This window comes from Pinisolibacter sp. DMC100 (assembly GCF_056313705.1).
In genome coordinates, this window is the sequence record NZ_JBQUZT010000002.1 from 55,702 (window position 1) to 81,421 (window position 25,720).

Here is a 25,720-nt window from a genome sequence, read left to right on the forward strand (position 1 = left end):
CGGCGATGAATCCGAAGATCGTCGTCCGCGCTGCGGCTCTCGCCTTCGTCGTCTCGGCGCTCGCGGTCGCGGCGATCGAGTTCGGCGGCCGGTCCGATCGAGTGGTCGGCGAGGGCAGGGGATCGCCCGCGGCGCGCCTCTCCTCCGACCGGTTCGAGGCCGAACTCGCCCGCTGCCGCGATCTCGGTGAGGCCGGCGCGCGTGATGCCGCCTGCCTCGACGTCTGGGGCGAGAGCCGTCGTCACTTCCTCGGATCGAAGTGAGGGCGGACCATGGGCGGCACCGGCGTCATCGATCGTTTCCTCGAGGTCTTCACCCGTTACATCGACAGTGGCTTCGGTCTCCTCGGAAGTGAGGTCGCCTTCCTCGCCTCGACCCTGGTGGTCATCGACGTGACGCTCGCCGCCCTGTTCTGGTCGTGGGGCGAGGGCGAGGACATCGTCGCTCGCCTCGTCCGCAAGACCCTCTTCGTCGGAGTCTTCGCCTGGTTGATCGGCAACTGGAACAGTCTCGCCCGCATTGTCTTCGAGAGCTTCGCCGGCCTCGGCCTGAAGGCGTCGGGCACCGGGTTTTCGACCGCCGATCTGCTGCGGCCGGGCAAGGTGGCGCAGGTCGGGCTCGATGCCGGTCGGCCGATCCTCGAGGCGATCTCCGGCCTCATGGGCTACGTCGCCTTCTTCGAGAACTTCCTGCAGATCACCGTGCTGCTCTTCGCCTGGGCGCTCGTCCTCCTCGCCTTCTTCATTCTCGCCATCCAGCTCTTCGTCACCCTGATCGAGTTCAAGCTGACGACGCTCGCCGGCTTCGTCCTCATCCCCTTCGGCCTCTTCGGTAAGACCGCCTTCCTCGCCGAACGGGTGCTGGGCAACGTCGTCGCCTCCGGCGTCAAGGTGCTGGTGCTCGCCGTCGTCGTCGGCATCGGCTCGACCCTGTTCTCCGAGTTCACCGCCGGCTTCGGCGGTAGCCAGCCGACCATCGAAGACGCCATGGCGATCGTCCTCGCCGCCCTGTCCCTCCTCGGCCTCGGCATCTTCGGACCCGGCATCGCCAACGGGCTGATCTCCGGTGGCCCGCAGCTCGGGGCGGGAGCCGCCGTCGGCACCGGTCTCGCTGCCGGCGGCATGGCGCTCGCCGGAGGTGCCGCCACCGGCATGGCGGTACGTGGTCTCGGCGCCGGCACTGCGGCAGCGGCGCAAACCGGTGCGACGCTCGCCGGCGGTGCGACCGCCGCCTATCGCTCGGGTGGCACCGCCGGGGTGCTCGCCACCGCCGCCGCTCAGGGGGCTGCGGCAGTCTCCGCGCCGCTGCGGCATGCCGCCGCCAGTCTGCACTCGAGCTTCGCGGCCGGTCACCACGCGGTGAGTGGGGAGGGGGCGGGCGCCGACGGCGGCGTGGCCTCGTCACCCTCTTCGTCCGGGGCCGTCGGCACACCGGATTGGGCGAAGCGTATGAAGCGCGCCCAGACGCTGAACCATGGCGCCGCCACCGTCACCCATGCCGTTCGCTCCGGTGACGCCCATGGCGGCGGTGCCTCCGTCGATCTCTCCCAGAAGGAGCCGTGATGTCCGTCTTCCGACGCCCCTCCGTCCGCTACGCCACCACACCGGTGCCGGAGACTCCCTATCAGAAGGCCGCTCAGGTCTGGGACGAGCGCATCGGCTCGGCCCGCGTCCAGGCGAAGAACTGGCGACTGATGGCCTTCGGCTGTCTGGCGCTCGCTGCCGGCTTTGCAAGCGCCCTCGTCTGGCAGTCGGCGCGCGGCACCGTCGTCCCCTGGGTGGTCGAGGTCGATCGGCTCGGTGAGGCTCGTGGTGTCGCCGCCGCCACCGCCGACTTCCGCCCGAGCGATCCTCAAATTGCCTGGCACCTCGCCCACTTCGTCGAAGAGGTCCGCTCGATCCCCGCCGACCCGGTGATCCTGCGCCAGAACTGGCTGCGTGCCTACGACTTCACCACCGATCGCGGTGCCCTCGCCCTCAACGATCAGGCCCGTGCCGGTGATCCCTTCGCCAAGGTCGGCAAGGCGCAGATCGCCGTCGACATCTCCAGCGTCATTCGTGCCTCGCCGGAGAGTTTCCGGGTCGCGTGGGTCGAGCGGCGCTACGCCGATGGGGCGCTGGCTGAGACCTCTCGCTGGACCGCCATCCTGTCGATCGTGATCCAACCGCCGCGCGACGCCGATCGGCTGCGCAAGAACCCCCTCGGCATCTACGTCAATGCCATCGACTGGTCGAAGGAGCTCGGACAATGACCCGGCCGCAATCCCACGGAGCCGGCCTTCCGGCTCGCCTGATCGCCGCCGATCCGCAGAACCGGAGATCCGGTTCCACGGATCGACACAGAGCCGTATTGCCGGTTCTCTTGCTGTCCGTATCCGTGCTCGCCGGGTGTGCCTCCGACAAGTTCATTCCGCCCGACATCGACTACGACGATGCCGCACCCGCGGTCGTCGCCGCCGACCCGCCGCTGCCGGTCGAGGTGGTGGTGCTCCCCAAACCGCTGCCGCTCCCCGGTCAGATGAAGCCGGTCAAAGGCGGCAAGAGCCCGCCGGAGGCGGCCGATCCGACCAGCCGGGTCAGCGAGGCCAATGCGGCGGCGCGGGTCGAGCCGGTCCGCAACGGCTTCATCAACGCGATCCAGGTCTATCCCTTCACCGCCGGCGCCCTCTATCAGGTCTATGCCGCCACCGGCCAGATCACCGACATCGCGCTTCAGGCGGGCGAGCAGTTGGTCGGCTCGGGACCGGTCGCCGCCGGCGACACGGTGCGCTGGATCATCGGCGATACCGAGAGCGGGACGGGGACGTCGAAGCAGATCCACATCCTGGTGAAGCCGACACGGCCGGATCTCACCACCAACCTCGTCGTCAACACCGACCGCCGCACCTATCACCTCGAACTCCGCTCGACCGAGAAGGCCTACATGGCCTCGGTCTCCTGGTCCTATCCACAGGATCAGCTCGTCGCTCTGCGCCGTCAGAACACCGAGGCGCAGGCGGTCCAGCCGGTCGCGGCCGGGATCGACGTCTCGAAGCTGAACTTCCGCTACCAGATCGAGGGCGATACGCCGCCGTGGCGGCCGCTGCGCGCCTTCGACGACGGCTCCAAGGTCTTCATCGAGTTCCCCTCGGGCATCGGCCAGGGCGAGATGCCGCCGCTCTTCGTGATCGGCGCCGGCGGCGGCTCGGAACTCGTCAACTACCGTGCCCGCCAGAACTACTATGTCGTCGATCGCCTCTTCGCCGCCGCCGAACTCCGCCTCGGCGACAAGGACAGCGAACGGCGCGTCCGCATCGTCCGCACCGATGGGAGACCGCGGTCATGACGGGGAGCAACGACAAGGGCAGGGGCGGCGCCGGTATCGTCACGCCGGACCTGCGGCTACGCGGGGAACGGTCGCGGGTGACGCGTCTGTCGCGCAAGGTGTTGATCGGGCTCGGCGGCGTCTCGGCCTTGGTGATCGCCGGCGTGCTGGTCTATGCGCTTCAGAGCCGCAGCGGTCGTTCGGGCGGCGACGAGCTCTATGCCACCGGCAACCACGCCCCGGCCGACGGGCTCGCGACCTTGCCGAAGGACTATGCCGGCATTCCGAAGCTCGGCCCGGCGCTGCCGGGGGATCTCGGGCGGCCGATCCTCGAGGCTCAGGGCAGGGGACAGCCGCTGCCCAACCCGATGCCGGTGCCCGGCGTCAGCCAGGAGGAACAACGCCGCACGCAGGAGAGCGAGGCGGCCCGCATCAGCCGGCTCTTCACCCAGACCGAGACCCGCAACGTCATGCGGGAGCCGGTTGCCGGTTCGGCTTCCACCAGCCAGAGCGTAACGGCGAAGCCGGTGACGCCGGATCTTGCGGCCCTCGGTCTCGCGCCGCAGCCGTCGACGCCGAGTGCGGCCGAGCGGCAGCTCGCCTTCGTCAACGGCACCGTCGATCGTCGCACCGTCTCGGCCGACAGACTCGCTCCGGTCGCCTCGCCCTACGTCGTCCAGGCCGGGACGGTGATCCCGGCGGCGCTGATCACCGGCATCCGCTCCGACCTCCCCGGCCAGATCACCGCCCAAGTGAGCGAGAACGTCTACGACACGCCGACGGGCCGGTTCCTGCTCATCCCGCAGGGCTCTCGTCTCGTCGGTCAATACGATAGCCAGGTCGCCTTTGGGCAGAGCCGTGTCCTCCTGGTCTGGAACCGGCTGCTTCTCCCAGACGGTCAGTCGATCGTGTTGGAGCGCCAGCAGGGAGCGGATGCAACCGGCTTCTCCGGGCTCCAGGACGAGGTCGACTATCACTGGTGGGATCTCGCCAAGGCTGCGGCGCTCTCGACCCTGCTGGGGGTCGGAACCCAGCTCGGCTCGTCGGGCACCGAGAGCGATCTGGTGCGGGCCGTGCGTAACGGGGCCGCCGACAGCATCAACAACACCGGCCAGCAGGTCGTGCAGCGTCAACTCAACATCCAGCCGACCCTGACGATCCGGCCGGGGTTCCCGGTCCGGGTCATCGTCAATCGTGATCTCGTGTTGGCGCCTTACGGAGGGCAGATGCCATGACCAAGTTGAAGCTCGGAGCACTTTCCGACGATAGACCGGTCAAGCTCACGGTCGAGCTGCCGGCTGCGGTGCACCGTGATCTCGTCGCCTATGCCGAGGCGCTCGCACGAGAGACCGGGCAGGTGGCGCCCGAGCCGGCGAAGTTGATCGCACCGATGATCGAGCGGTTCATGGCGACGGATCGGGGGTTCAGGAGATCGAAGGCGGGGCGGTGAGCGCTGGGCGTTCGGAATGAACATCGGAAAGTCGTGACCGAATTCCATCCCCCGGGGCGTCTGATCGTCGGGATCCTGACACCCCTCTCTCCATCGTGACCAGATCCGCTCTCGTGAAAATCCACGGTCGCGAAACGGGGCACCCGTCCGTCGGTCCAGTCTGACCGATCGTGTCGATGTGGGAGCGTTTCATGTTGCCCTGCACGGGGGATCGGCTGACCATCGGGGGCATCCTGCCGGCTCCGGTGCCGGACCCTCTCCGGACGAATGCTGCCGATTTCGCGATGGAAAGAAAAAAGTGATTTATAGGGCCATATTTGGCACGTAAACTTCAAATTTCCTATTTATGGGGCCATATGTAGCCCTCTGCTGAAGGGTATTGAAAACGCCATTTAAAGGGTCATATCATACCCTTTAAATGGATGAGTACCGATATGGTGACAAATATGACCCTTAATGATGATGCTGCTTTTGTGACCGTCGAGGGTCATCGGCGCGATCTCGGTGCGCGTATCGCAAGGATACGCCTCAGTCGAAATCTGACGCAGGCCAATCTGGCCCAGGAGGCAGGTGCTTCCGTCCGGAGCATAAAACGTCTCGAGGCAGGGGAGAACATCTCGCTCGATACGTTCATCCGCGTGCTCATGGCGCTCGATATGGAGGATCACTTGCGCACCATCCTGCCAGATCCCGACGTTCGGCCGGTCGAGCGCATAAGGCGAGAAGGCCATGAGCGCCAGCGCGCGCGCGGACGCAGCGCCGTGACCAAGGCGACGGACTGGGCATGGGGCGAGGAGGACGAGAAATGACGGACGCCACCGTCCGACTGTGGGGCAAAGACATCGGTGCCGTGAGCTGGTTGGCCGATCGGGAGCTCGCCGTCTTTCAGTACATGCCGGACTTCGCCGACAGCGCCATTCAACTGGCGCCGATCATGATGCCATTGAGCCGCGATCCCTACGTGTTTCCCGGTTTGCCCCGGGACGCGTTCAAGGGTCTTCCCGGGATGCTCGCCGACTCGCTGCCGGACAAGTTCGGCAACGCGCTGATCGATGTCTGGCTCGCGGCGCAGGGCCGATCGGCCTCCGGCTTCAACCCGGTCGAACGTCTCTGCTACGTCGGTACGCGCGGCATGGGTGCGCTCGAGTTCCATCCGACTATTCTCGCGGGGGCACGGAAATCGCGGCGCCTCGAGATCGATGCCCTGACCAGGCTCGCCAATGATGTCCTCAGCAGCCGGGCGCAGATCGCCGGTGTGCTGAAGGGCGAGGATGATCACGAAACACTGGAGGACATCCTGCGCGTCGGAACTTCGGCCGGCGGCGCACGGGCGAAGGCCATTCTCGCCTGGAACGCGCAAACGGGAGAGTTCCGTTCCGGGCAGATCAAGGCCGGCGAAGGTTTCACCTACTGGCTCATGAAATTCGACGGCATCTCGAACAACCGCGACAAAGAGCTGGCGGACCCTCGAGGGTTCGGGCTGATCGAATACGGCTTCCATCTGCTGGCGGTCGCGGCCGGCATCGACATGAGCGAATGCCGCATTCACCGGGAAGGTGGGCGGGCGCATTTCATGACCCGCCGTTTCGATCGCAGCTCGAGCGGCCAGAAGCTGCACATGCAGTCGCTCGCGGCGTTGCGCCACTACGATTTCAATGCGGCGGGTGCCTATTCCTATGAACAGGCCGTGGAGACGATCCGGCTGCTGGGGCTGCCCGCCTATGATGTCGAGCAGCAATTCCGCCGCGCCGTGTTCAATGTGTTGGTCCGCAATCAGGACGATCACGTCAAGAACATTGCCTTCCTCATGAATCGCAAGGGCGAGTGGCGCCTGTCGCCGGCTTTCGACGTCAGCTACGCCTATAATCCGAATGGCGGTTGGACCAGCCAGCACCAGATGAGTCTCGCTGGGAAGCGCGACAATTTCGAATTTTCCGACCTCGTTCAGTTCGGCATTTTCTGCGGGATGAAGCCCAAGAGGGCGGAAGGTATCATTCGGGACATGCACGAACAGGTGGAGGACTGGCCGACTTACGCAGAGAAGGCGAGCATTCCCGAAAGCGTCGCCAATACCATTCATCGGGCGATGCGGCGGGAGATCTTGATCCACTGACGTGACGTCGGAAAGTGCCGTCCTACGGACTTGCCCTGACATGAGAGGTGCACTTACCAGCCGAGTGTTGTCGGCACAAAGCCCGGATCTCGCCGTGACGTCGGGATGGTGCATTGACAGGGCAACAGAATTCGAGACGTACAAGGGGCGCGATCGACGCCGATCGTGCCCCACCCTATTGTCGAAGTCCGTTGTGACTTCGATGCCTCGCCTTGATCTGCATCGGGGATACAGAACCGAACCAATCGACAGCGTGGACGTCGAAGCTCTGGAGCGGGCGTTCCTGCGTCAGAGGCGGCGGGCGAGTGCGGGAGTCGACAGAATCATGGTCGAGCATTCCAAGCACAATCTGGAGTGCAATCTTCGAGACCTGTGCGCGAAGGGCTACACCGAAGACTACCGGCCGCGTCCAGTCCGGCGGGTATCTGTCCCGAGGGTCACGACGTCGAGAGAGAATGGACGAGATCAGAGAAGAGGATGAGAGCGATCGTGCAGGCAGCGTGGGGGTGTCGCAGCAGCGCGAGGCAAGCTGCCCCGCGGCTTCTTGCGCTCCACTAGAACCGATATGCCACACCGAGTCTTGCGACGGGCTGGATCTTGTCCCTGACGACCGGGCTGTTCCTCGCATCTCCCATGAGAAGGCCCGCACCCGCCGCCGCCGTCACCGACCAATTCTCGGTGACCAGATAGGTGACGGAGGCCTTCAGATCGGCACGCTTCAATCCCGCCTTCGCCTTGTATTCGGGAAGACCCGAACGCGCCGACTGGCCGGCATTCACGCCGAAATACGCTTCCATGTATTTGTCGTCCGCGAAGGTGGCGGATGCATCGGCCGAGAAGACGAAGCGGTCGTACCTGTGCGACGCGGATGCTCCCAGCGTGCCGGTGAGACCATCGCTGCCGCCGAGTGTTTTGTCGATTTCGGCATAGACTTTGAGCGGCCCGGTTTCGTAACTCACGATCCCACCGACGACACCGCCGGCGCCGATATCACCCATTCCTCTGAGGTAGTCGGAATCGCTCTCCTTGCGGCCGAATTCATATCCGGCTTTCACGCCGATACGAAATCCATTGTGCCGGTACAGGTCCACCGTGAGACCCTTGGTGTCGAGGTGAGCCCAGTCGCCATAGGATGCGGAAACGATGGGGAACGGCAGAACTCTGAACTTGTCCGATCCCTCGTATTCCGGAAGGACGACGGCTGCCGCCCCGATGACGACCTTCCACTCGTGGAGAACCGAGAATGCGCGGTCTATGCGGCTGGGTTGCGCTTGATCAGACGTGGCGGCAGGCGTCGAAGCATTGTCGAAACCAAGGCCGATATCGGCGCCGCGGGCGGCGGCGGGGGCGAACAGCGCCGCTGCTGCAAGGGCGACGATCTTCACCCGCACCGTTCCCCTGTGCGGGAGTCTGCCGCCTTCTTGACGATGTCGATACGGTTGCATTCGCAAATCCCCAAATTCGTTCTGACCGGGATGACGCCGGAGTCATCAACTGCGGGGGACTGTGCGGGGCCAGGATTGCGACAGCATTACGCGTCGAGCCGACCTCGATTGACTGTCGTTTGCCGTCTCTTTGCCGACCAGATCGGGCGTCTCGCCTCTTCGTTCGGGTGAAAATCAGACCTGGGCTCCGTCGGGGTCGGGTCGGGTCGTCGGCAACGTCGGAGAACTGGCGATCTCGCCGCCATCGATCGGCGCCTTCGGCAGGAAGCGACCGAGACGCCGTGTCACACTGTCGATGTAGGACAGCATGACGGGCACGATGACCAGTGTCAGAATCGTCGAACTGATGAGCCCGCCGATGACGGCATGGGCCATGGGTGCACGTTGTGCCCCGCCACCCCCGATCGCCATTCCGAGCGGAATCATGCCGAAGATCATCGCGAGCGTCGTCATGACGATGGGGCGGAAGCGGATGACGCCGGCGCTGATCAATGCCTCGTCGAGAGGAAGACCCCGTTGGCGCTCCTTGTTGGTGAAGTCGACCAGCAGAATACCGTTCTTGGTGACGAGCCCCATCAGCATGATGAGGCCGATCAGCGAGAAGATGTTGATCGTGCTGCCACTGACGATCAACCCGAGCAAGACGCCGACCAGAGAAAGCGGCAAGGCCATCATGATGGCCAGCGGTTGCGCGAAGCTGCCGAATTGCGAGGCGAGCACGATGTAGATGAAGACGACTGCCATGGCGAGGGCCGTGACCATGTGGCCCATGGTCTTCTGCATGTTCTCTGATTGGCCACCGAAACGAATTCGATAGCCCTCGGGCAGGCCCTGTCGAGCGACGAGCCCTTCCAGTTCGCGTGTCACCGCACCGAGAGCCCGACCGGATATGTTCGCCGAAACCAGGATCTCCCGGCGCGTGTCGAAGCGGCGGATTTCCGAAGCGGCCGGGACCGCGCTCATACTTGCGACCTGGTCGAGCCGAACCATGACGGGGCCGCCGTTCGCATCCGTGCGTCCGGTCGTCAGCATGAGATCGCTGATCGCGCTCGTGTCGGAGCGCTGCTCGTGCGGCAGACGGACGACCACGTCGTAGGTTTCTCCGCGCGGGTCGGTCCAACGGGTGATCTTCTTGCCACCGACCAGCGGGGCGAGCAGGCCGGTGAGGTCCGAGACGCCGATGCCCAGATCATTCGCCGCTTCACGCTTCAGGCGCACCGACAGGACGGACGTCGGCTCCTTGGAGCTGGAGGCGATGTCGACCAGACCGGGGATTCGGCCCATGGCGGCGATGAGTTCGGTCGCGGTCTTCTCCAACACCGCCATGTCGTCGCCGAGCACGCTCAGCTGGATCGGGCTACTGCCGGCGCCGAGGCCCATCTGGATGATGGCGATGTCGATGCCCGGTATGACGGAGAGGCGTTCGCGGATCGGATCGGCGAGGACGATGGGCGTGCGCACACGCGCCTCGAGCGGCACGAGCGTGATGAGAACGGAGGCCCGGTGTTTGCCGATGGCATTGCCGGTGTTGATCGTCGAATAGAGCGTGGAGACTTCAGGAAAGGCGTGCAATGCGTTTTCGACCTGCCGGACTTTCGCGGCGGTGTAGTCGAGTGAGGAGCCGACCGGCGTCGTCACTCTGATCTGAAGACGGCCTTCGTCGGCATTGGGGACGAACTCGGTTCCGACGAGGGGAATCATTAAGATGCTAGCCAGGAACACGGCGATCGTCGCCGACAGGGTGACGAGGCGGTGGCGCAGGGACCAGACGATCACCTGGCGGTATCGCTCGGCGAGCGCATCGAAGCCGTGATCGACGCGCGCAACGAGGCGACCGATCGGTCCGCGCTCGGCGTCCGGATGGGCGTCGGGGTCATACCAGACGCTCGACAACATCGGATCGAGCGTGAAGGCAACGAAGAGCGAGATCAGGACCGCAGCCGAGACCGTCACGCCGAATTCGTAGAAGAAGCGGCCGACGATGCCGTCCATGAAGGCGACGGGCAGGAAGACGGCGACGATCGTCGCCGTCGTCGCCATGACCGCGAGCCCGATCTCGTTCGTGCCGTCGAGAGCGGCCTGCAGATGGGATTTGCCCATGTGAAGGTGACGCGTGATGTTCTCGCGCACCACGATCGCGTCGTCCACCAGGATGCCGATGGAGAGCGTCAGCGCGAGCAGGCTCAGCGTGTTGAGCGTGAAGCCGAGGAAACCGATGACGGCGAGCGTGCCGAGCATGGCGATGGGCAGCGTCAGACCGGTAATGACGGTGCTACGCCACGAATTGAGAAACAGGAAGACGATGGCGATGGCCAGTCCCGCCCCTTCGATCAGTGTCGCCTGGACCTGGTTGGCGGATTCTCGGATCGAGGTGGATGTATCGGAGATCACGCGGAGCTGGATATTCTGGGAAGCGAGTTCCGCATTGAGCCGATCCAGGTGCTGCCGCACGTCGGCGACCACCTGCACGACGTTCGCGTCCTGCACCTTGACGATATCGATCGCGAGCGCCGCCCGGCCATTGTAGATGGCGAGACTTTCGGCGTCCGCCGCGCCGTCGGCAACGATCGCGATATCACGCAGGTAGACCGGAGCGCCGCCACGCCGCGCGACGACGACGTCGAGAAGATCCTCGGGCCGGTCGATCCCGCCCTGCACCTGGATCACGCTCTCCGAAAAGCGACGGATGACGCTGCCGACCGGCACGTTCTCGTTGCCGTTGCGCAGGGTCTTGGCGACTTCGTCGATTCCGACACCGAGCGCGCGCATCCGCATCTCGTCGATTCCGACGTCGATCTGGCGTTTCCGTCCCCCGATCAGCGTTGCCTGCCCGACGCCGGATACCGTCGTGAGCTGACGGACGACACGCTGGTCGGCAATGGTCGTGAGGGCTGCGATGCCGAGAGAATCGGACACGACGGCGATCGAGAGGATGGGCTGATCCGAGGGGTTGACGCGCGAGATGATCGGCTTGTCGATGCCATCGGGAAAGCTCGCCTCGAGCGCCGCTACCTTGTCGCGCACGTCCTGCGCCGCAATCGGGCCATGCACCTCCAGCTTGAAGCTCGCCCTGACGACGGAGCGGCCTTCATAGGACGTCGAGGTGACCTCATCGAGCCCACTGATGGCGTTGAGTGCGTTCTCGATCGGGCGGGTGACGTCGGTCTCGACGGTTTCCGGCGTCGCTCCCGGATAGGTCGTCGTCACCAGGACGATGGGAACGTCGACATTGGGATATTGGTCGAGGCCCAGCCGCTGGAACGCAAAGACGCCGAGCACGAGCAGGGTCACCATCATCATGGTGGTGAAGACCGGGTAGCCGACGGAGATGCGGGTCAGGAACATGTCAGTCCGCCTGTGCAACGACGGCTGCCACGCCGGGCTTCATTTCGGGAAGGGGGGAGGCGACGACGACGTCACCGGCGTTGACGCCACCGACTTCGACCTCGGTGCCGCCGCGCCAGCGCGACCTGATCGTGACCGCCTTGCGGACGAGCCTGCCGTCATGGAGCGTGAGCACGAAGGCCCCTCGGTCATCCTCGCGCAGCGACGTCGCGGGAAGGACGAACATGTCCTTGCGTTCGCGGACCAGTATCGAGCCGGTCGCGAACATCCCACCCCACAGGTGCCTCTCGGCATTGTCCAGGCGCACATGGACGGCCACGGAACGCGACCCCTCGTTGGCGGCGGGATTGATCCGATCGACGGTTCCGATCACCGGCCCGTCTTCCCGTCCGTCGATTTGAAGTTCTGCTGTCTGGCCGGTCTCGAGGCGGGATATGTCCCGCGTCGAGACGAGCACTTCGGCCTCCAGTGCCGATGTGTCGACGACGGTCATGAGCTCGGCGTTGGAAGCGGTCGCGGTACCGGGGTCGACGGCGCGGCTCGCGACGATCCCGTCGAAAGGCGCCGTGATCTTGGCATTGCGCAAGGCGGTTCTCGCGATGTCGATCTGTGCGGAGAGCCCCTGCACTCTGGCCCGGGCACTCGTGGCATCACTGCGAGCCTTCTCGAGCTGATCTCTCGGCAAGATGCTCTTGCGCACGAGCAGTTCGACGCGATCGAGTGTCTGCTCGGCTCGGAGGAGTTCTGCCTGGGCGCCGTCGAGGTTGCTGTCCTGTAGTGCGAGACTCGCCGTCAATTCCTCGACGGCGAATCTCACCAGCACCTCTCCGGCCGAGATCCGCTGGCCCGCGCGCGCGTTCACTTCCGTGACGGTCCCGGCGGCCTTCGATCTGAGGACGACGCGGTCGATCGGCTTCAATTCGCCGCTCGCACGCACCCGTTCCGTCATCGAAGTCGGCTTCACCGTGACGACCTCGACGGTTGCCAGCTCGAGCGGTTTGATCTCACGGTTTGCCGACACGGAGGTTTCTCCGGGGACACGGCCTGCGGCAATCGCATCGAGTGTCCCGCCGCGCCGGTCGAAATGAACGAGGCCGGTAGAGAGTCCGCCGACGAGAAAGGTGCCGACTATCAACCCTTTCACCCATTTGCGCGCCATGCGGCTCGGTCCTTCTTCACGCGATCGACAGGAAGCCCGGGCGCCTGCAGACGATTTTCCTCGAACCGCGACATTCGCGCAGGAAATGCCATCTCGGCGCACCGATTTGTCGCTACCGGTAGCGCTCGACCGTTGCAGCAGCATTACCCGAAGGTTTTCAGGGGCGCGCAATGTTGCCGCAACCCTTATGGTCGACAAGAAGAACAAGGGACGGGCGCGAGAGACATGAGAATACTACTGGTCGAGGACGAAAAAGAGATGGCGGAAGCCCTGTCTGCCGCGCTGGGTAAGCAGGGCGTCGTGATCGATCACACGATGTGTCTCGCCGATGCGGCGGAACTGACGCGCCAGAACACCTATGACGCCATCCTGCTCGATCGGCGTCTGCCGGACGGCGAGGGGCTGGATTTCATTCCGAAGTTGAGGCGGAGCGGCATCGAGACGCCGATCATCGTCCTCACGGCGCACAACGAACCGAGCGAGCGGGTCACGGGCCTCGACACGGGCGCGGACGACTATCTCGGCAAACCGTTCCTGGTCGAGGAACTGTTGGCCCGGTTGCGTGCCGTCCTGCGACGCCCCGCCGGACTCATCGAACCGCAGATCGTCACCGGGCGGATGGTCATCGACCCGTTGCATCTGAGCGTGGCCGTCGGGGCGACCCCTCTTGAGCTACCGCGCCGCGAGCTACTGGTTCTGGTGACGCTGGCCAAGCGCCGAGGTCGGACCGTTCTTCGTTCGGTCCTCGAAGCGGCGGTCTACAATTACGAAGAAGAGATCCAGTCGAATGCGCTCGATGCGCACATCTCCAGGCTGCGCAAGCGTCTGCTCGATGCCGGGGCCGGGGTCACGATTCACAACATCCGCGGCGTCGGCTATCTCCTGAAGGAAAACTGATGGCGGATACGAACACCCCGAACCCGTCGCTCTGGTGGAAACTGAGCTGGCAACTCAGCCTCGTCTTCGTCGCCGTCGTCACCGTGGTGATCGTCGGCCTCTCCGCTTACGGAGCCGTCATTCTGTCGCCGAACGTGGCGTTGGAAGACAAACTGGCCACCGCGCTCGACGAGGCCCTCACGCGGGATCCCGGGGGCCGGATCGTCGTCGGCGACATGCCACGCCTCCAGGCGTTCAAAACGGAAAACGACCGGCTCTGGTTCGTCGCTGCGACGTCCGATGGCGAGGTGGTCACCTACGGTGCAGTACCGACGCAGTATGCCGGTTTGGCACCATATGTGCGGCTGATGAAGGATGCGGACATACGCGGGGCCAAGGACACGCAGGAGACCGCGTCCATCGACGGTTTCAAGACGTCTCTCGGCGAGGTTCGGGTGATGTACGGAGGAAACACCGACACCACCGACAACATGCTGACGATGCTCAGGAAGCTCTACCCGATCTATGTTCCCCTGCTGGCGATTTCGCTGCCGTCGGTGTTCTTCACCATTCCTCGGGTCGTGCGTCGTGGGCTCGCCGGCGTGAGAGAAGTCGCCCGAGAGGCCTCCGAGATCGAGCCGCGCCGTCAGGACACGCGGCTCCGCACCAAGGGCATCCCGAAGGAGATCGCTCCACTCGTGGTGGCGTTCAACGGCGTTCTCGATCGGCTCGAGCGCGAATTCCGGAAACGCCAGCGCTTCCTGATCGATGCGGCCCACGAACTCCGCACGCCGATTGCGATCATGCAGACACGCATCGAAGGCATGGCCGATGGACCGGACCGCGAACGGCTGTTGCGTGACGTGGCTCGGCTGGGTGCGACCGCCGAGCAACTTCTCGACTTCGAACGCAACGATCAGGCAACCGACCGTCAGGATACAGTCGATCTCGTCGATGTCGCGCGCAACGTGGTCGCAGACCTGGCACCGCTCGCGATAGCGGCGGGATACGAGATCGCGTTCACGAACGAGCCGGACAGGCTCGAGCGCCCGGGCAACCGGTTCGCCCTTTCCGGCGCCATCGGAAATCTGGTCCGCAATGCGATCGATCACGGCAGCAACGCCGGAATGATCTCTGTATCGGTCGCGGCGGACGGCGAGATCGCCGTCGCCGATGAAGGGCCGGGCATTCCGGCCGAACATCTCGAACTGGTGTTCGAACCGTTCTATCGCGTCGCTCCACGAAGCGAGGGGGCAGGGCTCGGCTTGAGCCTGGTGAGACAGGTCGTCGCCAATCACGGTGGAGAGGTCACGATGGAAAGCGGCTCGAGCGGAACAACCGTCAGGATTCGGCTCTAACTCATGCAGAGGCGGTTTTGGGCGAGTTTCATCTCGGCCGTGGCAGGGGGGATCTATGTCGACACGAATGCCGCCGGCCTGTTTCCGTGGAGTGAAACGGTGCCGTTGATCGTGATTTTCGGATGGGAAGTCCATCCTTCCTGCTGTCGGTTGACTTCCTATCCCGATTGAGTGACCGTCCGGAGCAGGACGTAATGTTGAGGCAATTCTTCCCCCGCAGTCTCCAACGCGAGAACGCCCGCGATGGAGACCAGAGACATGAGCCGCAATCCTTCGATTGACCCATTCCTGCTGGTCGTCGGGTGAACCGCCGATGATTCAGCTGAGAGTTCTGGGCTCCGTGCTGCCCTTGATACTGGCGATCGCCGGCTGTGCCTCGGTGCCTTTGACAGAAGGCGGCACACTGTCGTCATACGACAGGCTCGGTGAGCCTAAAGGAAACTTGTCGAAAACCCGCACCTACGTCGATGGTGCCGGTTTGGCGTCGATGAAGACCGCCCGCATCGTGCCGACGGCTTTCTCATCCGGTGCGTCGTCGCACGTCGAAACGGAGGCGGACCGGGTTCTCGTCGCCAATGCCATCGATCGCGCGCTCTGCATCGCCCTCAGCGACAAGTATCAGATGCTGCCCGCCGGCCGGACCGCCGATTTGACCGTTCGGGCAGTCGTCACCGAAATCGTCCCCACCAGCAAGACCATGGCCGGCGTCTCGACGGCGGTGTCGCTCGGAAGCAGCGCGGTCCTCCCCGTCGGGGTGCCGCGCCTCCCGGTGGGATTGGGCGGGCTTGCCGTCGAGGCGGAAGCCGTGGACGTTGCCGGGGTCCAACGGGCGGCGATGGTCTGGGCGCGCGGCGCCAACTCGCTTCAGAACAACCCTCGGGTTTCCGAGGTCGGCGACGCCTATGGTCTCGCAGTCAAGTTCGGGGACGAGTTTTCACGAATGCTTGAGATCGGCAAGGAGCCGGAGGGCTTGGACCTGTCGCTGCCATCGGGGCAGCGTCTGCAATCGTGGTTCGGCGGAAAGCCCAAGTACGAGGCCTGCGACGCGTTCGGCCGCGCGCCCGGACTCGTGGGCGCCGTCGCCGACAAGGTCGGCGCGCCGCCGGAATGGGCAGACAAACGCTCGGCAACGCCCGCGCAGTAGCGCACGGCGATCGGCATTCACGAGATGGAATCGACATTCGGAGATCGATATAATGAATTGAATCGTATGGCATATGTTGAATTTCGGATTGGACGCTTGGTGTTTCTTGGCGGCGGTTGCGATGCGGCGGTATGCTCAAAAATCTGGCCGGGAGGTTCGGGTTGGAAAAGCGGCTCCTTCGAGCGGGCGCATCTCCCTTGTCTCTCTGATGCAGGTCTTGGTCGTCGCCGAATATCTGAACTTCCGCCATGCGGCCCATGCACTCGGCGTCACGCAGTCGAGCGTGAGCGCCCGGATCAAGGCGCTGGAGGAGACCCTCGGCATCCTCTTGTTCGAACGACGTCATCGGGGTGTTCGCCTCACCGAAGTCGGACGGCAATTCGTGGTCGAGGTTTCGGCCGGCATCGCGCATTTGGACCTCGCCATCAAGACCGCAGGTGCGGCGTCGTCCGGTGTGGTCGGCCATCTCGCCATCGGTCTGATTTCGTCCATCTCGGGCGGCTTCCTCGCAAACCTGCGAGCCCGGTTCAGAGAGACCTATCCGGATGTCGAGCAGATCGTGGTGGAAGGTCCCTCGGCGCAAACGATCTCTCTGGTGCGGGAGGGTAAGCTCGATGTGGCCTTCGTTCTCGAACCCGTCGATGCGCCCGATTGCCATTCGAAACGCTTGTGGTCGGAACCGTTCCTGGTCGCATTGCCGGCCGATCATCCGTTGGTGGTCAACGAAAGCGTCTCTTGGCTGGACCTCGCACCGAATACGTTTCTGATCCGCACCGGAGGAGCAGGCCCGCAGCTTTTCGAACATGTCGTATGCCGAATCGTCGAGTGCGGAAAATCTCCCCACATCCGTCGCTGCGACGTGGAGCGAGATACGTTGATGCACATGATCGCGGCCGGCGAAGGCGTGGCTCCCGCCAGCGAGACGGCCAAGCATATGTCGGTTTCCGGCATCGCATTTCGCCCGATCACCGACGAGGTCGAACAGGCTCGATTCAGCGCCGTCTGGTCACCACACAATCGTAATCCCGCACTGAAGAATCTGCTCGACATGGCCATCGCAATGAGCCGATCCGCACGATCGGCTTGACCCCTTCGGAAGCCGACCCGGCTCCATTCCGAGTGCTTCGACATCCCCGGTCGCACATTCACTTTTTCGGCGGATCGGCGAACCGTTCGATCACCCAATCGACGAAACTGCGCAGCTTCGGCGTCGGGCGGCGGTCCGGGGCGTAGAGCAGGTGGAACGGTCTTGCGGGCGCCTCGTAGTCTGGCAACAAGCGGACGAGTTTGCCCGCCGCGATCAACGGTTCGACCATCTCCGAGGATTGCAGAAGCACGCCGAGGCCGGCGAGAGCGGCGGACAGCAGCGCCTCGCCGTCGTCCATCGTGATGCGACCATCGATCAGCACCGTGATGCGGCCGTCCGGGCCATCGAGTTCCCAATGCGTGCTCAGCGTGCCGAAACTGAAGCCGAGGCAAACGTGGTGTCTCAGATCCATCGGTGTCGCCGGGGGCGACCGGCGGGCGAGGTAGGCGGGGGCGGCACAGAGTACGAGGCGATAGGGCTGCAGGCGTCGCGCGATGAGACTGCTGTCGACCAGCTTTCCGACACGGAAGACGACATCGTAGCCTTCCTCGATCACGTCGACATAGCGGTTGGACAGGACCAGGTCGACGGAAACTTCGGGGTAGCGGTCGAGATAGTCCGTGAGGTTCGGCGCCAAGGCATGGACGCCGAAGGTCACCGGTACGTTGACGCGCAATTTGCCGCGCGGCGTGACGCGGGTCTCGGCGGCGAGCGCCTCGGCGGCCTCGACCTCGGCGAGGATGTTGCGCGCGCGCTCGCAGAAGACCCGGCCGATCTCCGTCAGGCTCTGCCGCCGCGTGGTTCGGTTGAGGAGGCGAACACCGAGATGGCTCTCCAGCACCTGCACGTGTTTGCCCACCAGTTGCGACGACATGTCGAGTGCATCGGCGGCGGCCGAAAACGAGCCGAGGTCCACCGTCTTGACGAAGATGGCCATGCTGGTGAGGCGATCCATTTGAAACACTCCGTTTCTAGTGATCCTATTTATCGCCCATTTTTGAATGAATCACATGCAATTACGGTTGCGCTATCGACACGAACACATTGGAGCATTCGTCATGAACATCGCCGTCATCGGAGCCGGGAACATGGGCGCCGGCCTCGCTCGCCTCTTCGCCTCGTCCGGTCATCAGGTCGTCATCGGCGCTCGGCAGCCGGAAAAGGCGGCGGCGCTCGCGGCCGAGATCGGTTCGCAGGTGCAGGGTGGCGGCATTGCCGCCGCCGTCAAGCTCGCCGACATCGTCGTCCTCGCCTTGCCTTATGGTGCGGCGGCCGAGGCGTTGAAGGAGGCGGGCGACCTGTCGGGCAAAGTCGTCGTCGACATCAGTAATCCGCTGAAGCCCGACTTCTCGGGTCTCGTCATCGGCCACACCACCTCGGCGGCGGAAGAGATCCAGGCGCTCGTCGGCAAGGCGGTCGTGGTCAAGGCGTTCAACACCGTCTTCGCCCAGTTGCTGCCGCGCGAGGCGCGTGCCGCTCGGCCGCTTCAGGTCTTCGTTGCGGCCGACGATGCGGCAGCCAAGGCGAAGGTCACGGAACTGGCGGCCTCGGCCGGGTTCGAGCCGGTCGATGCCGGGCCGCTCGGCAATGCCCGTTATCTCGAGCCGATCGGCATGATGAACATCGCCTTCGGCTATTTCCTCGGCCGCGGTCCGACGGTCGCTCCGGCTTGGGTGAGCTTCTGATCGGTCGAACGCGCCGAACGGGCCGTCCGACGTGATCCATGCGGATTTCGGCTGCTCGAACCACTGTTCGGGCGGTCGAAGTCTGGCAATGAACTGCAAAGGAAGGGCGTTAATGCGGACTGAACAACAACATTGGAGCTTCGATCTCGCCGATCTGCCCACCGGAGCGACGCTCAGGTCCGTGCGAGCGACGCCTGCCGTGGTCGCAGGGCGACGAGCCTTGCGGGTGTCGTTGACCGACGAGGTGTCGCTCGAGGGGCGGCCCGGCATCCACTACATCGACATGCCGACCTTCGTGCGGTTGCCGGTGGCTCTGACGGACGGCACCGTCTGCGTCGATATTCTCGCCCGTCTGAACGCCCACGCGCCGGACTACGCCCGCGGCTTCGCCGGGCTCGCCTATCGTATCGGCGAGGGCGACACGCGGTTTGAGGCGGTCTATCTACGGCCGCTGAACGGCCTGAGGACCAATCCGCCGGCACCACGCCGCCAGCGGGCGGTGCAGTATTTCGCCTATCCCGACTGGCGTTACGAGCGGTTGCGCGCGGAGTATCCCGACGGACGCTACGAGGCGGCCGCCGACATCGGGCCGGACAACTGGGCGACGCTGAGACTGGACATCGCCGGGCGATCCGTCACGGCGTCGGCCGATGGACGGGTCGTGCTGTCGATCCCGGAGGCGAAGGCAGATCCGATCGAGGGGGCCATCGGGCTGTTCGTCGACATCGGCACGGAGGCGTTCTTCTCGAACCTTCGCGTGTCGCGGGCCGAGACATGATCGGCTGCCGCGGCTTCCGCCCTTGGTTCGGCTCGAGAGTAGGGGGCCAGTGCCGGACGCACGGTGATCAGTCTCGCCCATGGAAGGCCTCGAGATCATGGGCAAACTTCACTGGCATTGGGCGCGCGGAGCGGACATGAGACGCTGGAGGCTCACGCTGCCTTCAGTCGCTTTTTGGCGAGCATGGCGCGGACGAACTTATCCCATTTCGCCATGCCGCCGCGCTTCTCAACCATGTAGTTCCAGCGGTCGTAATGTTTCGAGCTGACATCCTGCAAGGCGTGGTTTTGGAGACGATCGCGGATATCCTTCGGAACTCCGGCCTTACCGGCCAAGGTCTTGAAGGTGCGACGGAGATCGCGGTTGGTCGCGTGGGGGATCACCCCGCGATCTCGCTGACGCCAGATGAAGCTATAGAGTGTGCCGTGGCTGACGGGCTTCGATGGATCTTTGGCGGAGGGGAAGAACCAGCCGTATTCGTTCGGGATGATCGACTCGATTAGTTCCGCGGCAAGAGGCGGCACCGGTACGGCGTGCGGCTGAAGGTTCTTGGTCTTGGTCCAGTCAATGATCCGCTCCCTGGCGTCCCACTGATCGACATGGAGGCGGGCGATCTCCTCGACGCGCTGGCCGGTCAGCATGATGATCTGGACAGCGCGGGCGTAGGAAGGATGAACCGGAGTGTCGGGGCACTCCAGCCAGCGGTAGAGCCGAACGAACTCTTCTTCGCTCAGCCAGCGTGTTCCTATCGTCTTAGGTTCCGTCGGTATACTTGCGGCAGGGTTGAGGGTCAGCCGGAAGCGACGCGCGGCGGTGGAGCGATAGTCGTGTTCGGATTTCAGGCCCCAGCTAAAGGCAGATCGAATATAGCTGCGTACATGATCCGCCATTGAGCGTTTGCCGCGCTCATAGATGGGGCGGATGATCTCCGTGATCTCATCCGGTTCGATGTCGCGGGCCGGGCGGTTGCGCCCGAGCGTGTCGGCGATTTTGTTGAGGCCCTTTTCAGCCTCTTTCCAGGACGGCTTTCCCCCGTCCTTGAGGTAGGCGACATACGCGTCGAAGAGGTCGGCAACCGTTCCTGGTCGGGTATCGCCAGCAATCTTGATGCTGCGGCCCTTCTGGATTCTCTCTGCGAAGTCGCGGTTGAACACCTCGCGCGCCTTGCTGAGTGTCATCGACGGATATGAGCCGAGCTTTTTCTTGAGGCGCCTATCATCGCGCCACTGCTGCGCCATCCAGTCAGCGGTCACGCGGGTGGGCATGGGCTTCAGCACGAGGACGAGGCGTCCGGTTCCGTGGCCCTCGCCGTCAACGAGGCTGATCTGCCTACCGGTCGCTTCCACCTGCTTTAGTGCCTTGCGAATTTCTCCATCTGAAAGGCTCGGCATTGGGGTTCTCCGTCGGCTTCCAAGTGGGGTCGCGCGATGGGTTCGTGGGGTCGGCGACTGGGGTCCAAAAGGAGCTTGATCCCCTTAAAACCGCCCCCAATATGCCACAATGACCGACTCTACGACAAGTCTAAAAGGCGTTGTGTTTCAGTATGATGGTGCGTGATTGAGAGTGATCAAAAAGCCCAAGTGGGGTGGTTGTGCACCAGGATGATGGCCGAGGCCGAGAGTTCCAGCGCCCGCTTGACGATCTCGCGCGGGTAGACCGGGGTGTGGTCGACCGTGCCGGTCTGCTGCACCTCGTCGGCGAGGAGGCCGTTCTTCTTGTCGAGGAAGAGGATGCGGAACTGCTCGCGCGTCTCGAAGGCCATGGCGGAGCGGCAGTAGTCGATCACCTGGCTCCACGAGCCGAGCACCGTCTTCTTGCGTACCTCGCCCTTCATCATGCGGAGGCCTGCGGCGCGCACCAGTTTCAGGTCGGTCGCCACCGCCTCGCCGACGCCGGGCACCTCGCGCAGGCGCTCGACCGGCGCGCCGAGCACTTCGGCGAAGGAGCCGAAACGGCGGATCAGGTCCTTGGCGAGCCCCTTGACGTCGCGGCGCGGGATCGAGCGGAAGAGCAGCAGCTCCAGCAACTCGTAGTCGGCGACGGCGTCGGGGCCGGCGTCGCGGAAACGTGCCTTCAGCCGTTCGCGATGGCCGTGGCGATGGTCGGCCTCGCCCTCGTCGGGCTCCGGCGTGCCGCGCGACACCTCGTCGAAACCGCTCATCTCGCCCTCGTGCGTCGGACGGGCGATTCCCGTCCTGCGCGTATCCTCAGACGAGGTAGGGGGGCTTGTGAAGTCCCTTCGGCGAGAAGGTGAAGACTTCGCAGCCGGTGTCGGTGACGCCGAGCATGTGCTCGAACTGGGCGGAGAGCGAGCGGTCGCGCGTCACCGCGGTCCAGCCGTCGGCGAGCACCTTCACGTGCGGGCGGCCGAGGTTCACCATCGGCTCGATGGTGAAGACCATGCCGGGCTTCAGCTCGACGCCCTCGCCGGGCTCGCCGTAGTGCAGGATGTTCGGCGTGTCGTGGAACAGCCGGCCGATGCCGTGGCCGCAGAAGTCGCGCACCACCGAGCAGCGCTCGGATTCCACATAGGTCTGGATGGCGTGGCCGATGTCGCCGGTGGTCTTGCCCGGCTTCACCGCGGCGATGCCGCGCAGCAGGCTCTCGTAGGTGACGTCGATCAGGCGTTCGGCGGCGCGATTGACCTTGCCGACCGGGTACATGCGTGACGAGTCCCCATACCAGCCGTCGACGACGAAGGTGACGTCGATGTTGACGATGTCGCCGTCGCGCAGCGGCTTGTCGTTGGGGATGCCGTGGCAGACCACGTGGTTGATCGAGGTGCAGACCGACTTGTTGTAGCCGCGATAGTTCAGCGTCGCCGGATAGGCGCCGCGATCGACCGCGAACTTGAAGACGAAGTCGTCGATCTCCTGCGTCGTCACGCCGGGGCGGGCGAGGTCGGCGACCGCGTCGAGGCATTCGGCGGCGAACTGGCCGGCCTTGCGCAGGGCCGGGAAGCTCTCGCGGCCATAGAGGCGGATGGCGCCCGTGTTCTTGAGGGGCGCGGTGGCGTCGTCGACGTAGGAGACCATGGACCGTCCGGAAACAGAGTGGCGCGGCCGGCGGTCGCGCGTCGTTACCCCTATTTATAGCCTTCCGCGTCGCTTTCCAGAAGGAATTCGCATCGCGGGCGCGCGTCAGACGGCGAAAGGCACGATCGCGCCGACGGAAATGCCCTCCGGCGTCGGCGTCGCGGCGAGGGCGATCGCCTCGACGCCGGCGGCGCGGGCGGCTTCGAAGCCCGCCGCATAGGCCGGGTCGATGTCGGCGGCGAGGCTCATGCGCGTGCAGTCGGGGCGGTTCACCAGATAGACCATCACGGCGCGATCGCCGAGAGCGACCTGGGCGGCGAGTTCGTCGAGGTGCTTGGCGCCGCGCGTCGTCACCGCGTCGGGGAACGCCGCCAATCCCGGAGTGCGCATCAGCGTGGTGTTCTTCACCTCGACCCAGACGCGGCCCTTCGCCGGGTCCTCGAGCAGGATGTCGATGCGGGAATTCCTGCCGTATTTCACCTCGCGGCGGAGCGTCGCGAAGCCTTCGAGGCCGGGGACGGCGCCCGCGGCGATCGCCTCGGCGACGAGGGCGTTGGGAAGCGAGGTGTCGACGCAGACGCAGCCGCCGGCCTCCGTCTCCTCCAGCACGAAGCTCCAGGCGAGCTTGCGCTTCGGGTCGTCGGAATGACGCAGCCAGACGCGGGCGCCGGGGCGGGCGAGCGACAGCATCGAACCGGAGTTGGCGCAATGCGCCGTCACCGTCTCGCCGGTCGCCTCGATCACGCAATCGGCGAGGAAGCGCTTGTAGCGCTTCACCAGACGGGCGGCGGCGAGGGGCTCGGCGAAGCGCATGGGCGGATCTCTTCTGTCGCGTCAGCGGGCGGGCGCGCCGCGCTTCGGATAGGGCAGGACGGGCGGCGTCGCGAGGCTGCGGCCGACGGCGACGTCGATCTCGACCAGCGGGCGACCGCCGAGGCCGACGCGGATCGGCGGCTCGGCATCGATCCGGGCGAAGCGGGGGGCATTCTCGGCGAGGCCGCGGGCGAAGGTGTCGGGGCGGCCGATCAGCACGACGTCGCGGCCGACGAAGGTGGCCGGGTCGGCGAGGAAGGCGAAGCCGCGCGGGTCGTCGTCGAAGACCGAGACGACGGCGCGGGGTCCGAGTGCCTCGCCGAGGCGGGCGGCCTCGATCCAGCGGAAGGCGACGACGATCGGCTTGCGGCCGGCGGCATCGGGGGAAAGCAGGCCGCGTGCCTCGAGCGCCTGCGCCAGCCCGGTCCAGGAGGTGGCTTCCGCGAGCGGCTTCTCGAGGCGGAAGCGAGCGACGGTCTCCGGGCTCGGCGGCAGGAGGCGCAGGGCGCCGACCACGACGGCCGCGAGGGCCAGAAGCACGGCGGCGAGCGTCGCGAACCGGCCGGCCCACAGCGGCACGGCGGCGGGGCCGGCACCTTCCGCGCGGGCGATCCAGCGGCCGAGGAGCGGCAGGAGGAAGAGCCAGCCCGGCATCTGCCAATGGGGCAGGCTGTCGCCGCCGAAGAGCGGCACGGCGGTGAAGATCGCGATCGGCAGGACGGCGAGGGCGACGAGGAAGGCGGCAGGTCCGTCGCGGCGGGCCTCCGACCGCAGCGCCGATCCGGCGGCGACGAGGGCGGCGACGGCCGTCCAGGGTGCGAGATAGCCGATCTGGCCGGCGAGCGCGCGGCCGAAGCCGATCCACGAGGGACCGCCGCCGCCGCGTCGCCCGGCCTGGAAGGCGAAGGAGACCCAGTCGTTGGCGGCGTTCCAGATCACCACCGGCGAGACGGTCACGAGTGCCACGAGGACGGCGAGCCAGGGCCAGGGGCTCGCGAGCAGCCGGCGATGCGGCGTCGCCACGGCGAAGGCGAAGGCGGCCAGCGCGAAAAGGACGGCGTGGTATTTCGCGAGGCCGGCGAAGCCGAGCGCCAGGCCGAGGCCGAGCCACAGGCGGCGGGCGCGGGCGGGCTCGGGGGGGTCGAAGAGCAGGATCGCCAGTTGCCGGGCGGCCAGCGCCAGGCCGAGGACGAGCGGCCCGTCGGGCACCATCCACGAGCCGGCCGAGACCATGAAGAAGGGCGCGAGGGTCAGCGCGACGAGCGCCCAGAGCCCGGCGCGGGCACCGTAGAGCCGTCGCGTCAGGTCGAAGAGCGCCCAGCTGGTGACGGTGAAGGCGGCGACGAAGGGGAGGCGCGTGACGACGGCCGGCACGTCGGGGCCGAAGAGCGGCGCAGCCGCCCAACGCATCGCCGCGACCCACCAGAAGGTCATCGGCGGGTGGTCGAACCACGACAGCTGCCGGAGATTGGCGACCGCCAGCGCATAGGCCTCGTCGAGCCCGGGCTCGACGACGATCGCCAGAATGAGCCGCGCCAGCGTGCCGCCGACGAGAAGCGCCGCGACGAGGTTCGCCGTCGCGGCGTCGGAACTCGTTGGGCGCTGGTCGGACATCGGCCTTCCTCGATCTCGGGTCGCGCCTTTCATACCGCTTCGCCCCGAAAAGTGGGAACCGGTTTTCGGGAAAGGCGAAGCGGTCGATCGTCGAAGCCGGCGCGGCCGGGGACCAGAGGGGCGGGCGATCAGTGGCCGACGGGCAGTCCGTGCATGCGCCAGGCGCCGATGCCGCCGCCCATGTGGGTGTCGTGCGGCAGTCCGAGACGCTTGGCGAGCTGCACCGCCTGGGCCGAACGGCCACCCATGGCGCAGTAGAAGATCACCGGCTTGTCGGTCGGGATCGCCGGGGCCGCCTCGGCGAAGCGCGACAGCGGCGCGTGATGGGCGCCGGGCACGTGGCCGGCGGCCCATTCGTTGGGCTCGCGCACGTCGACGAGCAGGGCCTTGCCGGCCGACGCCAGCTCGTGGGCTTCCTGCGGGGTCACGGTCTTGATGGAAGAACTGCCGAACAGGCCGAACATGGGCTCTCACTCCTTGGGACGCGCCGGTCGCGCAGCCGAATATATGAGGGT

General features: G+C 65.4%; 23 protein-coding genes and 1 pseudogene. 14 read left to right on the forward strand and 10 right to left on the reverse strand.

Features of this window, described 5'->3' with window-relative positions; all coding sequences use genetic code 11:
* Positions 1 to 5 precede the first annotated feature (5 nt).
* The 8 genes from trbK-alt to ACT541_RS09230 all read left to right on the forward strand — a co-directional run bounded on the left by trbK-alt (position 6) and on the right by ACT541_RS09230 (position 6,866).
* Positions 6 to 263, forward strand: coding sequence for a putative entry exclusion protein TrbK-alt (gene trbK-alt, locus ACT541_RS09195; protein ID WP_217928149.1), 258 nt, complete (start codon positions 6 to 8; stop codon positions 261 to 263).
* Between the two features lie 9 nt (positions 264 to 272).
* Entirely contained in the window at positions 273 to 1,562 is a 1,290-nt protein-coding gene (gene trbL, locus ACT541_RS09200; protein ID WP_476136177.1) for a P-type conjugative transfer protein TrbL, read from the forward strand.
* Complete coding sequence (gene trbF / locus ACT541_RS09205) at positions 1,562 to 2,251, forward strand: conjugal transfer protein TrbF (RefSeq protein ID WP_476136179.1); 690 nt, start codon at positions 1,562 to 1,564, stop codon at positions 2,249 to 2,251. The genes trbL and trbF overlap by 1 nt, the downstream gene beginning before the upstream one ends.
* Positions 2,248 to 3,324, forward strand: coding sequence for a P-type conjugative transfer protein TrbG (gene trbG / locus ACT541_RS09210; RefSeq protein WP_476136180.1), 1,077 nt, complete (start codon positions 2,248 to 2,250; stop codon positions 3,322 to 3,324). Before trbF ends, trbG begins: the two co-directional genes overlap by 4 nt.
* Positions 3,321 to 4,538 carry a TraB/TrbI/VirB10 family type IV secretion system protein gene (locus tag ACT541_RS09215; protein WP_476136182.1) on the forward strand — a complete coding sequence of 406 codons (1,218 nt, stop codon included), beginning with the start codon at positions 3,321 to 3,323 and terminating at the stop codon, positions 4,536 to 4,538. Before trbG ends, ACT541_RS09215 begins: the two co-directional genes overlap by 4 nt.
* Positions 4,535 to 4,753: a DUF2274 domain-containing protein gene (locus ACT541_RS09220; protein ID WP_476136184.1), complete on the forward strand. Its 219-nt coding sequence runs from the start codon at positions 4,535 to 4,537 to the stop codon at positions 4,751 to 4,753. Before ACT541_RS09215 ends, ACT541_RS09220 begins: the two co-directional genes overlap by 4 nt.
* A 446-nt stretch (positions 4,754 to 5,199) precedes the next feature.
* Positions 5,200 to 5,562 (forward strand): helix-turn-helix domain-containing protein, encoded by a 363-nt coding sequence (locus ACT541_RS09225; protein WP_476136186.1) that lies wholly within the window; start codon positions 5,200 to 5,202, stop codon positions 5,560 to 5,562.
* Positions 5,559 to 6,866 carry a type II toxin-antitoxin system HipA family toxin gene (locus ACT541_RS09230; RefSeq protein WP_476136187.1) on the forward strand — a complete coding sequence of 436 codons (1,308 nt, stop codon included), beginning with the start codon at positions 5,559 to 5,561 and terminating at the stop codon, positions 6,864 to 6,866. The genes ACT541_RS09225 and ACT541_RS09230 overlap by 4 nt, the downstream gene beginning before the upstream one ends.
* A gap of 554 nt (positions 6,867 to 7,420) precedes the next feature.
* Here the strand turns inward: ACT541_RS09230 and ACT541_RS09235 are convergent.
* The 3 genes from ACT541_RS09235 to ACT541_RS09245 all read right to left on the reverse strand — a co-directional run bounded on the left by ACT541_RS09235 (position 7,421) and on the right by ACT541_RS09245 (position 12,815).
* Positions 7,421 to 8,251 carry a MipA/OmpV family protein gene (locus ACT541_RS09235; RefSeq protein ID WP_476136188.1) on the reverse strand — a complete coding sequence of 277 codons (831 nt, stop codon included), beginning with the start codon at positions 8,249 to 8,251 and terminating at the stop codon, positions 7,421 to 7,423.
* A 234-nt stretch (positions 8,252 to 8,485) separates the two neighbouring features.
* Entirely contained in the window at positions 8,486 to 11,656 is a 3,171-nt protein-coding gene (locus ACT541_RS09240; RefSeq protein ID WP_476136190.1) for an efflux RND transporter permease subunit, read from the reverse strand.
* 1 nt (position 11,657) lies between these two features.
* Positions 11,658 to 12,815, reverse strand: coding sequence for an efflux RND transporter periplasmic adaptor subunit (locus tag ACT541_RS09245; protein WP_476136191.1), 1,158 nt, complete (start codon positions 12,813 to 12,815; stop codon positions 11,658 to 11,660).
* Between the two features lie 225 nt (positions 12,816 to 13,040).
* Here ACT541_RS09245 and ACT541_RS09250 point away from each other — a divergent pair, with 225 nt between their 5' ends.
* From ACT541_RS09250 to ACT541_RS09265, 4 genes are all read left to right on the forward strand, one after another.
* The gene (locus tag ACT541_RS09250; protein ID WP_476136193.1) at positions 13,041 to 13,712 is read left to right on the forward strand and encodes a response regulator transcription factor; all 672 of its coding nucleotides are present in this window, start codon (positions 13,041 to 13,043) and stop codon (positions 13,710 to 13,712) included.
* Positions 13,712 to 15,049, forward strand: a complete 1,338-nt coding sequence (locus tag ACT541_RS09255; protein ID WP_476136194.1) for a sensor histidine kinase — start codon at positions 13,712 to 13,714, stop codon at positions 15,047 to 15,049. The genes ACT541_RS09250 and ACT541_RS09255 overlap by 1 nt, the downstream gene beginning before the upstream one ends.
* Before the next feature lie 313 nt (positions 15,050 to 15,362).
* Positions 15,363 to 16,193, forward strand: a complete 831-nt coding sequence (locus tag ACT541_RS09260) for a DUF3313 domain-containing protein (RefSeq protein WP_476136196.1) — start codon at positions 15,363 to 15,365, stop codon at positions 16,191 to 16,193.
* Between the two features lie 73 nt (positions 16,194 to 16,266).
* Complete coding sequence (locus ACT541_RS09265; protein ID WP_476136198.1) at positions 16,267 to 17,280, forward strand: LysR family transcriptional regulator; 1,014 nt, start codon at positions 16,267 to 16,269, stop codon at positions 17,278 to 17,280.
* A gap of 58 nt (positions 17,281 to 17,338) precedes the next feature.
* Here ACT541_RS09265 and ACT541_RS09270 read toward each other — a convergent pair whose 3' ends face one another.
* Positions 17,339 to 18,235: a LysR family transcriptional regulator gene (locus ACT541_RS09270; RefSeq protein ID WP_476136199.1), complete on the reverse strand. Its 897-nt coding sequence runs from the start codon at positions 18,233 to 18,235 to the stop codon at positions 17,339 to 17,341.
* A gap of 103 nt (positions 18,236 to 18,338) precedes the next feature.
* Between ACT541_RS09270 and ACT541_RS09275 the strand changes: the two genes are divergently transcribed.
* Together ACT541_RS09275 and ACT541_RS09280 are read left to right on the forward strand one after the other, a co-directional pair.
* Positions 18,339 to 18,965: an NADPH-dependent F420 reductase gene (locus tag ACT541_RS09275; protein WP_476136201.1), complete on the forward strand. Its 627-nt coding sequence runs from the start codon at positions 18,339 to 18,341 to the stop codon at positions 18,963 to 18,965.
* Positions 18,966 to 18,996: 31 nt separating this feature from the next.
* The gene (locus tag ACT541_RS09280) at positions 18,997 to 19,743 is read left to right on the forward strand and encodes a hypothetical protein (protein ID WP_476136203.1); all 747 of its coding nucleotides are present in this window, start codon (positions 18,997 to 18,999) and stop codon (positions 19,741 to 19,743) included.
* A gap of 152 nt (positions 19,744 to 19,895) precedes the next feature.
* Here ACT541_RS09280 and ACT541_RS09285 read toward each other — a convergent pair whose 3' ends face one another.
* The 6 genes and pseudogenes from ACT541_RS09285 to ACT541_RS09310 form a co-directional block, all read right to left on the reverse strand.
* Positions 19,896 to 21,134, reverse strand: coding sequence for a tyrosine-type recombinase/integrase (locus ACT541_RS09285; protein ID WP_217929363.1), 1,239 nt, complete (start codon positions 21,132 to 21,134; stop codon positions 19,896 to 19,898).
* Between the two features lie 188 nt (positions 21,135 to 21,322).
* A pseudogene (locus ACT541_RS09290) lies at positions 21,323 to 21,904 on the reverse strand (JAB domain-containing protein); the annotation flags it as partial.
* A 46-nt stretch (positions 21,905 to 21,950) separates the two neighbouring features.
* Positions 21,951 to 22,778 (reverse strand): type I methionyl aminopeptidase, encoded by an 828-nt coding sequence (gene map / locus ACT541_RS09295; RefSeq protein ID WP_476136205.1) that lies wholly within the window; start codon positions 22,776 to 22,778, stop codon positions 21,951 to 21,953.
* Between the two features lie 105 nt (positions 22,779 to 22,883).
* On the reverse strand, positions 22,884 to 23,591 hold the full coding sequence (sfsA, locus tag ACT541_RS09300; protein ID WP_476136207.1) for a DNA/RNA nuclease SfsA: 708 nt from the start codon (positions 23,589 to 23,591) through the stop codon (positions 22,884 to 22,886).
* Positions 23,592 to 23,612: 21 nt separating this feature from the next.
* Positions 23,613 to 25,205: an ArnT family glycosyltransferase gene (locus ACT541_RS09305; RefSeq protein WP_476136209.1), complete on the reverse strand. Its 1,593-nt coding sequence runs from the start codon at positions 25,203 to 25,205 to the stop codon at positions 23,613 to 23,615.
* Between the two features lie 128 nt (positions 25,206 to 25,333).
* Positions 25,334 to 25,669 carry a rhodanese-like domain-containing protein gene (locus tag ACT541_RS09310; protein WP_476136210.1) on the reverse strand — a complete coding sequence of 112 codons (336 nt, stop codon included), beginning with the start codon at positions 25,667 to 25,669 and terminating at the stop codon, positions 25,334 to 25,336.
* Positions 25,670 to 25,720: the final 51 nt, after the last annotated feature.

Bases quoted from the DNA above. Each gene is read 5' to 3' on its own strand.
- trbK-alt (WP_217928149.1), top strand. From the start codon at position 6: ATGAATCCGAAGATCGTCGTCCGCGCTGCGGCTCTCGCCTTCGTCGTC.
- trbL (WP_476136177.1), top strand. From the start codon at position 273: ATGGGCGGCACCGGCGTCATCGATCGTTTCCTCGAGGTCTTCACCCGT.
- trbF (WP_476136179.1), top strand. From the start codon at position 1,562: ATGTCCGTCTTCCGACGCCCCTCCGTCCGCTACGCCACCACACCGGTG.
- trbG (WP_476136180.1), top strand. From the start codon at position 2,248: ATGACCCGGCCGCAATCCCACGGAGCCGGCCTTCCGGCTCGCCTGATC.
- ACT541_RS09215 (WP_476136182.1), top strand. From the start codon at position 3,321: ATGACGGGGAGCAACGACAAGGGCAGGGGCGGCGCCGGTATCGTCACG.
- ACT541_RS09220 (WP_476136184.1), top strand. From the start codon at position 4,535: ATGACCAAGTTGAAGCTCGGAGCACTTTCCGACGATAGACCGGTCAAG.
- ACT541_RS09225 (WP_476136186.1), top strand. From the start codon at position 5,200: ATGACCCTTAATGATGATGCTGCTTTTGTGACCGTCGAGGGTCATCGG.
- ACT541_RS09230 (WP_476136187.1), top strand. From the start codon at position 5,559: ATGACGGACGCCACCGTCCGACTGTGGGGCAAAGACATCGGTGCCGTG.
- ACT541_RS09240 (WP_476136190.1), bottom strand. From the start codon at position 11,656: ATGTTCCTGACCCGCATCTCCGTCGGCTACCCGGTCTTCACCACCATG.
- ACT541_RS09245 (WP_476136191.1), bottom strand. From the start codon at position 12,815: ATGGCGCGCAAATGGGTGAAAGGGTTGATAGTCGGCACCTTTCTCGTC.
- ACT541_RS09250 (WP_476136193.1), top strand. From the start codon at position 13,041: ATGAGAATACTACTGGTCGAGGACGAAAAAGAGATGGCGGAAGCCCTG.
- ACT541_RS09255 (WP_476136194.1), top strand. From the start codon at position 13,712: ATGGCGGATACGAACACCCCGAACCCGTCGCTCTGGTGGAAACTGAGC.
- ACT541_RS09260 (WP_476136196.1), top strand. From the start codon at position 15,363: ATGATTCAGCTGAGAGTTCTGGGCTCCGTGCTGCCCTTGATACTGGCG.
- ACT541_RS09265 (WP_476136198.1), top strand. From the start codon at position 16,267: ATGTTGAATTTCGGATTGGACGCTTGGTGTTTCTTGGCGGCGGTTGCG.
- ACT541_RS09270 (WP_476136199.1), bottom strand. From the start codon at position 18,235: ATGGATCGCCTCACCAGCATGGCCATCTTCGTCAAGACGGTGGACCTC.
- ACT541_RS09275 (WP_476136201.1), top strand. From the start codon at position 18,339: ATGAACATCGCCGTCATCGGAGCCGGGAACATGGGCGCCGGCCTCGCT.
- ACT541_RS09285 (WP_217929363.1), bottom strand. From the start codon at position 21,134: ATGCCGAGCCTTTCAGATGGAGAAATTCGCAAGGCACTAAAGCAGGTG.
- map (WP_476136205.1), bottom strand. From the start codon at position 22,778: ATGGTCTCCTACGTCGACGACGCCACCGCGCCCCTCAAGAACACGGGC.
- sfsA (WP_476136207.1), bottom strand. From the start codon at position 23,591: ATGCGCTTCGCCGAGCCCCTCGCCGCCGCCCGTCTGGTGAAGCGCTAC.
- ACT541_RS09305 (WP_476136209.1), bottom strand. From the start codon at position 25,205: ATGTCCGACCAGCGCCCAACGAGTTCCGACGCCGCGACGGCGAACCTC.
- ACT541_RS09310 (WP_476136210.1), bottom strand. From the start codon at position 25,669: ATGTTCGGCCTGTTCGGCAGTTCTTCCATCAAGACCGTGACCCCGCAG.